Here is a 13,084-nt window from a genome sequence, read left to right as displayed (position 1 = left end):
GGGCCCGCGGACCGGAGGGCGTTGTCAGAGGGCTGACCTATCCTCAGGATCACTTCGCCGATCAGGCCTTCCGCCAGCACAGTCCGATCTTTTGGAGCCCTCCGCCATGAGCGATGCCCACACCCCCGCCACGCCAGGACCGAACGACCCGCTGGCCCTCGCGGAGTTGTTCAAGGGAGGCGGCGAACCATGGCTTCCGCTGCTGAAGCCGGTCATCGAGGCGCAGCCGGAGGCGGCCTCGTTCATCGGCCCGGGCCGCAGCTCTGAGGTCGTCCCCGTCCGCGAACTGACCTTCCAGGCGCTCAAGCCCAACGCGCCGCACCAATGGAAGGTCGTCGTCTTCGGTCAGAACCCGTACCCGCGGCCGGAGAGCGCCACCGGCATCGCCATGTTCGACAACACCTTCCACGGCTGGCAGGACAGCCAGTTCGGCAGGGTCGTCAGTGTCCGCTGCATCATCAAGGCGGCGGCGATGTGGAAGTACGGCATCCCCAAGAAGACCCCGATAGCCGATATTCGCGCGCTGCTGAAGAAGCAGGACACCGTGCAGCCGCCGGAGTGGTTCCAGGCGATGCTCACGCAGGGCGTGCTGCTGCTGAACGCGGCGCTGACGGCCAGCGGCGACGGGGCGATCGACACGAACCAGCACACCAGGTTCTGGCGGCCGGTCGCCGAGCGGATCGTCGAGGAGATCCTCAAGGCCAAGCAGACCGCCGACGAGGAGGACCGCGGAGTCGTCTTCGCGTGGTGGGGGGCGCACGCGCGCAGTCTGAAGAAGGTCGTTCTCGAGATCCAGAAGAAGTACCCCGACGTCGAGGTCCGGCACATCGACCACGCCAACCCCGCGGCGCAGGGCGACCTCTTCTGCGACGGCGACCACTTCGGGACGGTGAACGAGGCTCTCGCGTCGCTGGGCGCCGACGGGATCGACTGGCTGCCCAGCACCGGCTGGAACAAGCGCGCGGAGGAGACCGGCGGGTCCGCGGGCGACGTCTCCGACCGCATGGGCGCGTTCATCGCGTCCACCATGGAGCTGCACCAGCTCTACCTCGACCGGCTCTCCGGTGTGAAGGACGAGGGGCTCGTCCTTCCCGCGATCACGGGTGTGTTCGACACCCCGCTCATGGACTTCCGTGAGGCCGTCGCCCCCGTTGCCGCGCTGCTGTCCGGGCTGGGGCGGCACGTAGACCGGTCGCACGAGTTCGGCAAGCGGCGGGCGGACGAGGTCCCCGGCGGCCTGTCCGCCGACGCGATCGCCGCCCTGCATCTCTACACCTGCGAGTCCGTGTTCTACCGGGAGATCAACGCCATTCTGCGCTCCCCCGACCGGACCGGGCTCGTCCCGTACCTGTCGTATCTGCGGCTGCTGTTCTCGGCGGTGACGCACCTCCCCTACCGGACCGGGTCGTTGTGGCGCGGGGTGTCGCTGGACCTGCGTGCGCAGTACCCGCTCGGACGGACCGTGGCCTGGTGGGGCGTCTCCTCGTGCACGTCCGAACTCGGTGTGGCCAAGGGGTTCCTCGGCAGCCGTGGCAAGCGGACGCTGTTCGAGGTGGTCCCCGCGCGGGCCGTGGGCATCCGTGACTTCTCCGCGTTCACCGGTGAGGAGGAGTTCATTCTCCTTCCGGGCACCCAGCTTGAGGTGACCGATGTCAAGGTCGAGCGCGGCGGTCTGTGCACCGTCAAGCTGACGGAGCTGGAGGAGCAGACCCTGGTGTCCTGACCCGGCTCCGGCGGCCCGGCTCCGGCGGCCGTCAGCCGTCAGCCGTCAGCCCAGGCTCGGCGGTGTCCAGTCGGCCTGCCGCAGGATGGTGCGGACGGTCGCGCGGGAGGGGGCCAGCCGGAGAGCGGTGTTCCGTACGGCGACGGCCAGGGGGTGGGTCAGTCGCTGCCCCATCCGGCCGGCCCGGCGGGCGGCGCGTGCGACGGACTGGCTGCGCGTGCGGCGCTCGGCGTCGTACCGGGCCAGCGCCGATGCGACGGTGGGCCCGGTGGCGAGTGCGGCGGCGAGCACGGCCGCGTCCTCCAGCGCCTGGCAGGCGCCCTGGCCGAGGTGCGGGGTCATCGCGTGGGCCGCGTCACCGAGCAGCGCGGTGCGGTGCCCGGTGAAGGCGGGCAGCGGCGTGAGCAGTTCGTGGATGTCGTGGTGCAGGACGGCGTCGGGCCGGGTCGCGTTCAGCAGTGCGGGGATCGGTTCGTGCCAGGTGCCGAACCGCCGGCGCATCACGTCGAGGGGGTCCGTATGCCGTACCCCGGGGGGCGAGTTGAGGACCGCGTGCCACTCGGCCCGGCCGTCGGCGAACGCGATGTGGCCGAACTCGGCGCCGTTCCCCCAGGTCAGCTCGAAGTCGGTGTCCAGCTCGACGGGGCGTTCGGTGAGGGCGCGCAGCACGGTCGACCCGCTGTAGACCGGTCCGGGGTGCTGAGGGAACATCTCGGCCCGCAGCCGGCTGCCCACCCCGTCGGCGGCCACGACGAGATCCGCCTCCAGGACGTCGTCCCCGAGCGGTATCCGCACCCGGCCCGGGCCGGAGCGGTCGACGGACGTGGCCTCGGCCCCGACCAGCAGGCACTCGGCCGGCAGTGCCGCGCGCAGCAGGTGGTGCAGTGCGGCCCGGGGGATGCCGACGATCGGCGTGCCCAGTTCGCGCTCCAGAGCGGTCCCGTCCATCCGGGCCAGCCGGCCGCCACCGGGGACGCGGGTGCCCCCGGTGTACTGGGGCCGCGCCGCCGCGCGTACCGCCTCGCCGACACCGAGGGCGTCCAGGGCGCGGATGCCGTTGGCGTGCAGGGAGATTCCCGCGCCCCCATCGGCCAGGACGGGCGCGCGTTCGACAACCGTCACCTCCCAGCCGATCCGGCGCAGACCGATCGCGGCGGCCAGCCCGCCGATGCCTCCGCCCACCACCACCGCGCTGCCACCCATACCGGCCCTCCTTCGTCCGCCCGCCACTCTTCTTCTACAGATGTAGAAGAAGAGTACCCCGCCCCTCTACAGGTGTAGAAAAGGGGGATGCCCACAGACCGACGTACCGTTCTCGCCGAAGCGGCCATCGACGTACTCGCCGATGCCGGAATCCGGGGACTGACCCATCGCGCGGTGGACCGGGCGGCGAACCTGCCGCCCGGCACCACCTCCGCCTACTACCGCACCCGCCAGGCGCTGCTCACCGCGCTGGTCCAGCGTCTGGTCGCCCTCGACCAGGCGGAACTCCAGGCGACCGGGGAGCAGATGCCGGTGCCTCGGGATGCCGGGGAACTGGTGGCCGGGATCGCCGCCTTCGTCGGGCAACGGCTCACGGGGGACGGACGGCGACGCTCCCTGGCGCGCTACGCGTGCGCCATCGAGAGCGTGCACCACCCCGAGCTGCGGGAGATCCTCGTGCCACGGCGGAACGCGGGCCGACACGCCGTTCGCGACTTCCTGGCCGCGCACGGCGTGGCAGACGCCGAGGACCGTACGGTCACGCTGCTGACCTGCGTGGACGGACTGGTCTTCGACCGCCTGGTGGGCGGCGGAACCGTGTCGGCCCAGGAGATCCACGGACTGGTGACGGCGGCGCTCCGACAGCCCACCGCCGCCCCCTGAGCGACTGCCCGCGTGCTCCACAACTCCCCACCCGCGCAAGGGTCCATCGGTGCGCCGGGCCGCTCCTGACCGGCCCGGGGTCCGGAATCACTCCCGTACACCCGCCGACTCCACCGCCCCGCGCCGCAGGGAGAGGCCGGCCGGGGCGACCGCCGAGGCCACGGCGAGTAGCGCGCAGGCGCTCACGGTCGCGCCGAGCGTCGCCCACGGGATCCGGATCGGCGTCCACACCGAGAGCAGGCCCAGCGCGCTCCACATGCCCAGCAGATTGAGCGCGGCGACCAGCGCTCCCAGCACCGCACCGACCACGACCACCATCAGCGCCTCGGCGCCCACCAGCCGCAGCACCTGCCACCGGGTGGCTCCGGCCAGCCGCAGCACGGCCAGGTCGCGGACCCGGTCGGAGGTGGCCATGACCATGGTGTTGGCCAGCGAGATGCCGGTGTACAGCAGGGCGATGCCGAGGACCAGCAGGAGGCCCGTCCGCGTCGTCCGGTTGGTCTCGGGGTACGTCGCCCGCACCCACTGCCGGTCGGTGAGCACCTGCCCGCCCGACGCCCGGGCCGCGTCCCGCAGCCCGGCGGCCACCGCGGAGGGGTCCGCGCCGTCGCTGAGGCGTACGTCGACCCGGTCGACGGGCGCGTCCGGAGCGTTGCGCGGTGTGATGTAGACGCCGTTGTTCCCGGTGCCGACCGTCATGACGGCGGCGATCGTCAGGGACTTCCGCGTGCCGTCGCCGAGCCACACATCCACCCGCTGTCCCACGGTGTGCCGCTCCCACTCCTCGTTGACGATGATCGAGTCGTCGTCTAGGTCGCTCACCTTCCCGGCGGCGAGCGGGAGACGGGCGGTGGCGGCGAGCGGGTCGGGGTCGGCCGCGCGCGCTTCGGACGTGGCGAGCGCCACGCCCTCCTCCCGTACGTACACGGCGCTCGCCGAGGTCGCGGAGACCTCGGCGCTGCGCACGGCGCGCAGCTTCTCCAGCGTCGCGTCGTCGAAGCCCGTGTCGCTCGTGGGGGTGACCACGAAGTCGGCGGCCGTGCGTTCGCGGACCTCGGTCGCCTTCGCCCCGTTGAGGGTGGCGGTGGCGCCGAGCAGTGAGCCCGCCAGCGCGACCGTGACCAGGACGGGCGCCGCGACGGCGGCGGTGCGCCGGACGCCGGTGGCGGCGTTCTCCCGTACCAGCATCCCGGTGGCGCCGGGCAGTTGGGACGGCAGCCAGGCGATGAGCCGGGTCAGCGGGCGCACCAGCACCGGCGCGAGCAGTGCCACGGCGGTGATCAGCAGCATCGGCCGGCTCACATAGGTCTTACGGTGCAGCAGGTCGCCCGGGTCCGTCAGCAGGGCCAGGGGCAGTGTCACGGCAGCGGTCAGCAGCAGGGCCGCGCCGCACAGCCAACGGCCCCGTGTCATCGCCCGGGTGTCCACGGACGCCTCGCGCAGCGCCTCGGCGGGGCCGGTCCGGCCGGCCCGCCAGGACGCGGCCAGCACCCCGCACAACGCCACGAACAGCCCTGTCCAGAAGGCCATGTGGTACGGCCAGGTGTGGTCGCCGATGGTGAACCAGCGGGGCGCGAGGTCCTCGTCGACCGCCCACCGGGCGAGCTTCGGCGCCCCGTGGGAGCCGAGTACACAGCCGGTCGCGGAGGCGAGCACACCGATCAGGAGTGCCTCGGCGAGGACCATGCGGCGTATCTGCCCCGGGGTCGCCCCGGCCGTGCGCAGCAGCCCGAACTCGCGGCGGCGCTGGGCGACCGCGAACGCGAAGGTCGACGCCACGACGAACACCGACACGAATCCGGTGACGCCGCCGGCCGTGCCGAACAGGGCGTTCATCGCGGTGAGGGCCTCGCTGTCCCGGTCGGGATCGGCGTCGGCGTACCGGCGGGCGTCGCCGGTGAGGACCTGGACGCCGTCGCTGCCGCTCACCACCTCGCGGACGGCCGCCGCGTCCGCGTCGACGACGAGCTGGACGCTGCGGGGCGCCAACTGGGCGGCGCGGGCGTCGGTGTGGAAGACGGCGTTCTCGAAGCCGGGTCCTGCCACGGTGCCGACGACCCGTACGGTGCCGGTGCCGGTGTCGGTCCGCACCCGAGTGCCCGGCCGGGCCCAGCCGCCGCTGACGACGATCTCGTCCGCGGCCTTCGGCGCACGGCCCGCGTCGAGCCGGTAGGGCGTGAAGGCGGCGACGGACCAGGGGTGGCCCACCAGGTCGCCGGGGCCGCCCCGCGCCCGTACGGTGAACGACCGGTCCTCGACGACGGTTCCGAGGTTTTTGAGCTCGGCGACGACGTCGGCGGGTACGGCGCGGGGCCGCGCGAGCTTCCGGGTTCGGTCGCCCGTCGGGGTGGTCACGCGCAGGGTGTCCATGCCCTTGACGACGACCGGCGCGGCGGCGAACCGTTCGGGCCCGCGGTCGGGTGCCTCCAGCGAGGACGCGAGGGCCAGCCCCATGACGGCGATCAGCGCCACGCCCAGCGCGAGGGCGACGAAGCTGCCGACGAAGGTGACCCAGCGGGTGCGCAGGGTGCGCAGGGCGGTGCTCAGCACGGCAGGGCCTCCAGCGTGGTCAGGCGCGCGGCGATGTACTCGGCGCCGGCGCCGGTCAGTTCGCCGTTGACGCCGCCGTCGACGAGGAGGACTACGCGGTCGGCGTAGGAGGCGGCGACCGGGTCGTGGGTGACCATGATGATCGTCCGGCCGTCGCTGTCGACCATGTCGCGCAGCAGGGTGAGCACGTCGCGGCTGGTCCGCGAGTCGAGCGCGCCGGTCGGCTCGTCGCCGAAGAGCACTTCGGGGCGGGTGATCAGGGCGCGGGCCAGGGCGACCCGTTGCTGCTGGCCGCCGGACATCTCCGCCGGCCGGTGCCGGGCCCGCCCGCCCAGTCCGACCTGTTCGAGTACCTCGCGGACCCGGGCCTTCGGGGGACGCCGGCCGGCCAGCCGCAGCGGCAGGGCCACGTTCTGTTCGGCGGTCAGTGAGGGCAGCAGGTTGAACGCCTGGAACACGAAGCCGATACGTTCGCGGCGCAGCAGGGTCAGCTCGGTCTCCGTCAGCTCGGTCAACTCGGTCCCGCCGATGGTGACCAGCCCCGAGGTGGGGCGGTCGAGGCCCGCGGCGCACTGCAGCAGGGTCGACTTGCCGGAGCCGGACGGGCCCATCACGGCGGTGAACGTCCCCTTCGGGAAGGCGAGCGATACCTGGTCGAGAGCGGTGACGGACATATCGCCCGTGCCGTAGCGCCGGGTCACGGAGCGCAGTTGGACCGCGTCGTCGGTCATGTGTTGTCCCGTCGTGTCGATGTCGTCCCTCCCACACGGCCTGGGCGGGTGGGAAGGCTCCACGAAACCGCGGGAGCACCGCACGGCGCAGTACGGCAGGGACGAGATGTGGGGTAGGGCCGGACCTACCTCCGATCCGCGCCCTGGCCCGATGGCACCGCACGGCTTCGTCCTCCTACGGTGATCCCCATGCACCCTCCGAATGTGTGGCAGGCCATGTCCCGGCCGGGCTTCCTGCTGTCCGTCTGGCCCTGGCGCTCCGTCGCGTACCTGCTCACCGGCGCCGTGAGCGGCGTGGTCGTCCTGGTGGTGACCGTGGCGGCGGTGGCGGTCTGTGGTGTGCTCACCCTGGTCGTGGTGGGGCTTCCCCTGTTCGCCGTGGTCGCTCTCGGCGGGATCCCGGTGGCCTGGGTGGAGCGGTGGAGGCTGCGCCTGGTCGACGACGGTCCGGCGCCAGGACCGCACCAGGAGCCGGCCGTGCCGGGACTGTGGCCCTGGCTGACCACCCGGCTGCGTGAGCAGGCGACATGGCGGGAGCTGGGGTACGCGCTGCTGTTCGCCGCGCTGTTGTGGCCGGTCGACGCCCTGGCGATCACGGTCGCCCTGTTCCTGCCGCTGTCCGTGGTCGCCACCCCGCTGCTGATGGCCACGGTCGGTGAGGGGCAGGAGGCGAAGGTGCTCAAGCAGTGGACGGTCACCACCTGGCCGACCGCGTTCGGTGTCGCCGTGCTGGGCCTGCTCCTCATGGGCCTGTGCTGCTACGTGCTCGGCGTGGCGGCGGGCGCGCGCGCCGCGCTGACCCGGCTGCTGATCGCCTCCCGGGAGGGCGAACTCGGCGCCAGGGTGGTCGAACTGGCCAGCTCCCGCGTCCGGTTGGTGGACGCCTTCGAGGCGGAGCGGCGCCGTATCGAGCGCGATCTGCACGACGGCGCCCAACAGCGGCTGGTGGCCCTGACGATGGTCCTCGGCCTGGCCCGGCTGGACGCACCACCGGGACCGCTCGCCGGCCAACTCGCCAAGGCGCACGAGGAGGCGGGCAGGGTGCTCGCGGAGCTGCGTGAGCTCATCCACGGCATCCACCCCAAGGTCCTCGCGGACTACGGCCTGCCCGCCGCGGTCACCGACGCCGCGGACCGCTCCCCGGTCCCCGTGGATGTCGATCTCGAACTGCCGGGCCGGCTGCCCCGGCCGGTCGAGTCAGCCGCGTACTTCGTGGTCTGCGAGGCGCTCGCCAACGTCGCCAGGCACAGTGGGGCCGACCGTGCCCGGGTGAGCGGCGGTCACCGTGAGGGCCGTCTGTTCCTCCAGGTGTGCGACGACGGCCGGGGCGGTGCGGACGCCTCGGCGGGCAGCGGACTCACCGGTCTCGCGGACCGGGTGTCGGTCCTGGATGGCAGACTTGCGCTGTCCAGTCCGCCGGGCGGACCGACCCTGCTGCATGTGGAGTTTCCTTGCGAGTTGACCGCGGCCGCCGATCGCTCCGCGTAGTGCTGGCCGAGGACAGCGTGCTGTTGCGGGAAGGGCTCGTCGGCCTGCTCGGCCGCTGTGGTCACGAGGTGGTGGCGGCCGTCGGGGACGCGCAGGCGCTGGTCGTCGCGGTCGACGAGCACACCCCCGACATCGTGGTGACGGACGTGCGCATGCCGCCCGGTTTCCAGGACGAGGGGCTGCGCACGGCGGTACGGCTGCGCGAGAAGCGGCCCACACTGCCGGTCCTGGTCCTCAGCCAGTACGTGCAACGGACGTACGCCTCGGAGCTCCTGGACTCCGGTGATGGTACGGGGGTCGGCTATCTGCTGAAGGACCGCGTCGGTCAGGTCGAGGAGTTCGTCGACGCGCTGCACGAGGTCGCGCACGGCGCAACGGTGGTGGATCCCGAAGTGGTACGCCAACTGCTGCGCCGCCGCCGCGATCCGCTGGAGCGGCTCACCCCCCGCGAGCGCGAGGTGCTGGCGCTGATCGCGGAGGGCAGGTCCAACGGGGCGATCGCGAAGGAGCTGGTGGTCTCCGAGGCCGCGATCGGCAAGCACATCAGCGGCATCCTCACCAAGCTGGACCTGCCTCCGGCGGACGAGACCCACCGCAGGGTGCTGGCCGTCCTCACCTATCTGCGGGCCTGATCCACGGCCCCGGGGTCACCCCACAGGAAGCTGTGACAGCGGGATCCAGGTGCCGGATTCCCGCTGGAGCAGGGCCTCGCAGTGCGCGCGCAGCCGTCGGGGCCAGCGGTCCTGCCATGCCCGCCAGACGAGGACGTGCAGAGTGACCAGGAGGAGCGCCGCGAGGAAGACGGTGCCCACGGCCAGCGCGAAGATCGCGAACACCTTCTCGAACATCCCGTCGGGCCCGGCGTCGGGAGGGCCGAAGGTGTTCCACCCCATCAGCACGCAGGTGTTGAGGGTGATCCATCCCGCGGCGGTCCACCCCGCGGCCCGTGGCGCGCGCTCGGCGTTGTTGTCGAGCCGGATACGGCGGAGCGGCAGGTGGCCGGCCAGCCGTCCCCGGTGGGCCGTGCAGGCCTTCTTGAACGCGGGGTGTTCGGCGAGCGTCCGCACCGTCACCGGGCGTCCGGCGGACCAGGAGTCACGGACGAACCGCCAGGCCTCCCGCGTCAGCGGATGGTCCGGGGCCACCGCTTCGTCCGGCTGCTCCGTCGCGCCGGGGGGTGGTACGAGCGCTTGCCGTGCGTCGATGCGGACCAGCCCCGCCGTGGTCAGCGACCGGAGGGCCAGCTCCGCGGCGACACGTTCCCGGAACCAGGTCGCTGTCGACGTCCTGCGGTATCCGCACCGGGTCAGCCAGGTCGCGTGGTACACATCCAGCTCGCCCGAGGTGATCAGACGCTCCGTCACCGACAGGTCGGCGCGGTGACTCCACAGAGCCAGGACGCCGATGCCCAGGTTCAGGACCACCAGCAGCACGCTCGTGCTCACTACGAGCCACACCACGGCATCATTCATGGTGACAAGGATCGGCGCCCGGCCCGGTCCTGAACAGGGTACGTACCCACTCCGGTACGGCGGGCGCGCCCGGTCCCCTTCGGTCTCCAGGGCCCGTGTGCCCGCGGGGAAGGGCCGGTACGGGACCGGCCCTTCCCCGTGCAGGTTCCACCTTCTCGTGCACACTGACTCCAGCGGAGATACCGGATTCCGCGTGAAATGGGCACTGCGGTGTCGGTCCTCCGTGCGCAATAGGCGCCCTGCGGGGCAGGCTGCCTGTCGCAGTCGGTGACGGCTTCTTGCGGGCCCTCGCCTGCCTACCTGTCGAGATCGACTCCGAAACTCCGCGCCGGGACGGAGACGCTCGGTTCGCCCGCCTCGTTCACTGGGCGGACGGCGCTACTTTCGAAACACGCCCTAGCAGCGCCGGGCTTCAGCAAGAGCGTGTTTGCGAGTTCGTAGGGGCATCCTCGAGAACCAGCAGCGCCTCGTCGTGCCCATCCTCAGCACAGCCGACGCACAGTCCTGAGGACTTCCGGTCACTTCCAGGGGAAGCCCAACGCGTGAGCGGTTCGTTGGGGTGCGGGTCTCCTACACATTCGGCCCGATGACCTCCCCGGCCCATTCCCCCCGCATGTCTACGAGACTGGACCCGACTCCACCGAGCCGGGGCCAGGACCCAAGATTCTCAGCAATTCTCTAGCTGGGCATCGGCGTCTCTCGCCGGTCGGTCCGTGGCTCAAGCAGGCGTTCCAGCAGCAGCAAGCCGCTCCGGAGGTTGGCGCCCTTGTCGAGCAGCCACTGCGTACTGAGGCCGTCGGCTGCCGCGAGGACAAGTGAGGCCGCCTCGTCCAGGGGAATGTCCGACCGGACGCTCCCCGCCGCTCGGCCTTCTTCGAGCAAAGCCACGATGTCTCTCCTCAGGTTGGCGTACCGCTCCGAGAAATGCGCCCGTGAGCGGTCGTTGCCCGCCTCCAGCGCGTGAGCCACCATGCTGTTCAGCAGGGCCATGAGCCCCGGCACCCGCATGCTGTGCTCGGCCGATCGCTGGATCAGGTCGACGAAGGTGCCACCGCCCTCGGATGCGGCATCGATGAAGCGACGGTCGTACTCCTGCAGCACTTCGAGGAAGAGCTGCTCGCGGGTGCCGAAATGGTGCTTGAGCACCGGATGCGTTACGCCGATCGCTTCCCCGACGGCTCGCAGCGAGGTGCCCTCGAACCCCAGCCTGTCGTAGACCGCCAGGACTTCGTCGATGATCTGCTGCCGTCGCGCAAGGCCCTTCGCGTACGGCCCCCGCTTCGCCGGCCCCTTCTGCCCGGGTGGGCGAACCTCTCGGGGGTCCTGGTCGGTCATGGCACGCCTCCAGAGCGATCGCAGGGCCGGTGTGGTGCGCCGCCTGCTCGATTCTATGGCCGCGACTAAAAATATCCACCCGGATATTTTAAGGGTACAGTCTGCTCAGCGATGGATCACATCGCCACCCCGACGTGCAAGGGAAGTGAGCAGATGGACGCCATCGAAGGGACGACCGTCGGCGCGGCCGGCCGAACTCTCCGCATGAAGAACCCCGACTGGTGGAGGCAGGCGGCGGTCTACCAGATCTACCCGCGGAGCTACTGCGACCGGAACGGCGACGGCGTCGGAGACCTCGCGGGCGTCCTCTCACGGGTCGACCACATCGCGGCCCTCAAGGTGGACGCCGTCTGGTTCAGCCCGTTCTACCCGTCGGCGCTCACAGACGGCGGGTACGACGTGGACGACTACCGGGACATCGATCCGTCGATCGGCACACTCGCCGAGTTCGGCGCGCTCGTGGCCGCACTCCACGAACGCGAGATCAAGGTCATCGTCGACCTGGTGCCCAACCACAGCTCCGACCGGCACGAGTGGTTCCGCGCCGCACTCGCCTCGACACCCGGATCACGCGAGCGCGACCGGTACCTGTTCCGCGACGGAGCGGGCGAGAACGGCGAACTGCCGCCCAACGACTGGCAGGCCATGTTCGGCGGCCCCGCCTGGACGCGCGTGACCGAGGCCGACGGCACACCCGGCCAGTGGTACCTGCACCTCTTCTCGACCCACCAACCCGACTGGAACTGGGCGAACCAGGAAGTGCGCGACGACTTCCTCACCACGCTCCGCTTCTGGGGCGATCGCGGAGTCGACGGCTTCCGCGTCGACGTTGCCATGGGACTGGCCAAGGACATGAGCGAGCCCTTTCCCCCGTGGGAGCAGGCGGGAGACTTTCTGCTCCTCGCGCTGGGCGCCGACAACCCGTTCGGGGACGGCAAGCACCCTCTGGTCGACCGCGACGAACTCACCGAGATCTACACCGGCTGGCGACAGGTCTTCAACAGCTACGAACCGCCCCTGTTCGCGGTCGCCGAGGCGTGGGTCGCGCCCCACCGCCGCGGACGCTATGCGAACAGGGAATCGCTCGGCCAGGCGTTCAACTTCGATTTGCTGCACGCTCCGTGGGACGCCGCGGCCTTCCGCGACATCATCCAGCGCAACGTCGAACTCGCGTCCGAGCACGACACGACGAGCACATGGGTCTTCTCCAACCACGATGTCGTCCGCCACGCCTCGCGGTTCGCCCCGCCGCCCGGCGAGCCGGTGGAGCCCGGCACCACGGGCGCCGACGGTGCCGGCCGAGCACTCCCGGGGCGCGGACTCGCACGGGCCGAGGCCGCGATCATGCTCGCTCTCGCACTGCCGGGCAGCACGTACATGTACCAGGGCGAAGAACTCGGCCTGCCCGAGGTGACCGGCATCCCCGCCGACCAGGTGCAGGACCCGTGGGCGGTGGTCGAGAACGGTGTAATGACCGCGGGTCGTGACGGATGCCGGGTGCCGCTGCCCTGGACCACCGGTGGCGTCTCCTTCGGATTCGGTGCCGCGGACGCGCACCTGCCGCAGCCCGACTGGTTCGGTTCTTACTCCGTCGAGACGCAGCAGGACGACCCCTCATCGACGCTCTCCCTCTACCGCGAAGCGCTCGGCCTGAGGCGCACGCTCCAGAGCGAGGAGCTACTGCGATGGCTCGAACTCGGGCCCGGCATCGTCGCCTTCCGCCGCCCCAACGGCTGGACCTCGGTGACCAACTTCGGCACGGGGCCGGTCGCGCTTCCGCCCGGACGTGTCGTCCTGCGCTCTGATCGCCGCGACGTGAACGAGCCGCTCGCCGCCGAGGCGACCGCGTGGGTACTGCACTCGTCCGTCGGAGCCAAGTGAGCACGCACACCGAGAACCGATCACAGACACGCAGGAGG

10 protein-coding genes are annotated in these 13,084 nt (G+C 71.4%); 5 read left to right on the top strand and 5 right to left on the bottom strand.

Features of this window, described 5'->3' with window-relative positions; all coding sequences use genetic code 11:
- The first annotated feature begins 106 nt into the window (after positions 1-106).
- Positions 107-1,723, top strand: a complete 1,617-nt coding sequence (locus tag ACIBJC_RS08010) for an ADP-ribosyltransferase domain-containing protein (protein ID WP_399289386.1) — start codon at positions 107-109, stop codon at positions 1,721-1,723.
- 45 nt (positions 1,724-1,768) lie between these two features.
- On the opposite strand, the gene ACIBJC_RS08005 is transcribed toward ACIBJC_RS08010, so the two are convergent.
- Positions 1,769-2,926 (bottom strand): FAD-dependent monooxygenase, encoded by a 1,158-nt coding sequence (locus tag ACIBJC_RS08005; protein WP_399289384.1) that lies wholly within the window; start codon positions 2,924-2,926, stop codon positions 1,769-1,771.
- Positions 2,927-3,013: 87 nt separating this feature from the next.
- Between ACIBJC_RS08005 and ACIBJC_RS08000 the strand changes: the two genes are divergently transcribed.
- On the top strand, positions 3,014-3,589 hold the full coding sequence (locus tag ACIBJC_RS08000) for a TetR/AcrR family transcriptional regulator (protein ID WP_399289382.1): 576 nt from the start codon (positions 3,014-3,016) through the stop codon (positions 3,587-3,589).
- An 87-nt stretch (positions 3,590-3,676) separates the two neighbouring features.
- Here ACIBJC_RS08000 and ACIBJC_RS07995 read toward each other — a convergent pair whose 3' ends face one another.
- Together ACIBJC_RS07995 and ACIBJC_RS07990 are read right to left on the bottom strand one after the other, a co-directional pair.
- Positions 3,677-6,139 carry an FtsX-like permease family protein gene (locus ACIBJC_RS07995; RefSeq protein WP_399289380.1) on the bottom strand — a complete coding sequence of 821 codons (2,463 nt, stop codon included), beginning with the start codon at positions 6,137-6,139 and terminating at the stop codon, positions 3,677-3,679.
- Positions 6,133-6,870 carry an ABC transporter ATP-binding protein gene (locus tag ACIBJC_RS07990; RefSeq protein ID WP_399289378.1) on the bottom strand — a complete coding sequence of 246 codons (738 nt, stop codon included), beginning with the start codon at positions 6,868-6,870 and terminating at the stop codon, positions 6,133-6,135. The genes ACIBJC_RS07995 and ACIBJC_RS07990 overlap by 7 nt, the downstream gene beginning before the upstream one ends.
- A gap of 216 nt (positions 6,871-7,086) precedes the next feature.
- On the opposite strand from ACIBJC_RS07990, the gene ACIBJC_RS07985 reads away from it, so the two are divergent.
- Positions 7,087-8,358 (top strand): sensor histidine kinase, encoded by a 1,272-nt coding sequence (locus ACIBJC_RS07985; RefSeq protein WP_399289836.1) that lies wholly within the window; start codon positions 7,087-7,089, stop codon positions 8,356-8,358.
- Positions 8,358-8,990 carry a response regulator gene (locus ACIBJC_RS07980; protein ID WP_399289834.1) on the top strand — a complete coding sequence of 211 codons (633 nt, stop codon included), beginning with the start codon at positions 8,358-8,360 and terminating at the stop codon, positions 8,988-8,990. The genes ACIBJC_RS07985 and ACIBJC_RS07980 overlap by 1 nt, the downstream gene beginning before the upstream one ends.
- A 15-nt stretch (positions 8,991-9,005) precedes the next feature.
- Here the strand turns inward: ACIBJC_RS07980 and ACIBJC_RS07975 are convergent, their stop codons facing one another.
- Together ACIBJC_RS07975 and ACIBJC_RS07970 are read right to left on the bottom strand one after the other, a co-directional pair.
- Positions 9,006-9,830, bottom strand: coding sequence for a hypothetical protein (locus ACIBJC_RS07975; protein WP_399289376.1), 825 nt, complete (start codon positions 9,828-9,830; stop codon positions 9,006-9,008).
- Positions 9,831-10,508: 678 nt separating this feature from the next.
- Entirely contained in the window at positions 10,509-11,165 is a 657-nt protein-coding gene (locus ACIBJC_RS07970) for a TetR/AcrR family transcriptional regulator (protein WP_399289374.1), read from the bottom strand.
- Positions 11,166-11,318: 153 nt separating this feature from the next.
- On the opposite strand from ACIBJC_RS07970, the gene ACIBJC_RS07965 reads away from it, so the two are divergent.
- Positions 11,319-13,046 carry a glycoside hydrolase family 13 protein gene (locus ACIBJC_RS07965; protein ID WP_399289372.1) on the top strand — a complete coding sequence of 576 codons (1,728 nt, stop codon included), beginning with the start codon at positions 11,319-11,321 and terminating at the stop codon, positions 13,044-13,046.
- The last annotated feature ends 38 nt before the right edge of the window (positions 13,047-13,084 follow it).

The organism is Streptomyces sp. NPDC050509 (genome assembly GCF_044457965.1).
Lineage (GTDB): Bacteria > Actinomycetota > Actinomycetes > Streptomycetales > Streptomycetaceae > Streptomyces.
This window is presented reverse-complemented; position numbering and strand designations above follow the sequence as displayed.

What these genes read in the sequence shown, in the direction of transcription:
- ACIBJC_RS08010 (WP_399289386.1), top strand. Translation starts at nt 107, where the DNA reads ATGAGCGATGCCCACACCCCCGCCACGCCAGGACCGAACGACCCGCTG.
- ACIBJC_RS08005 (WP_399289384.1), bottom strand. Translation starts at nt 2,926, where the DNA reads ATGGGTGGCAGCGCGGTGGTGGTGGGCGGAGGCATCGGCGGGCTGGCC.
- ACIBJC_RS08000 (WP_399289382.1), top strand. Translation starts at nt 3,014, where the DNA reads ATGCCCACAGACCGACGTACCGTTCTCGCCGAAGCGGCCATCGACGTA.
- ACIBJC_RS07990 (WP_399289378.1), bottom strand. Translation starts at nt 6,870, where the DNA reads ATGACCGACGACGCGGTCCAACTGCGCTCCGTGACCCGGCGCTACGGC.
- ACIBJC_RS07985 (WP_399289836.1), top strand. Translation starts at nt 7,087, where the DNA reads ATGTCCCGGCCGGGCTTCCTGCTGTCCGTCTGGCCCTGGCGCTCCGTC.
- ACIBJC_RS07975 (WP_399289376.1), bottom strand. Translation starts at nt 9,830, where the DNA reads ATGAATGATGCCGTGGTGTGGCTCGTAGTGAGCACGAGCGTGCTGCTG.
- ACIBJC_RS07970 (WP_399289374.1), bottom strand. Translation starts at nt 11,165, where the DNA reads ATGACCGACCAGGACCCCCGAGAGGTTCGCCCACCCGGGCAGAAGGGG.
- ACIBJC_RS07965 (WP_399289372.1), top strand. Translation starts at nt 11,319, where the DNA reads ATGGACGCCATCGAAGGGACGACCGTCGGCGCGGCCGGCCGAACTCTC.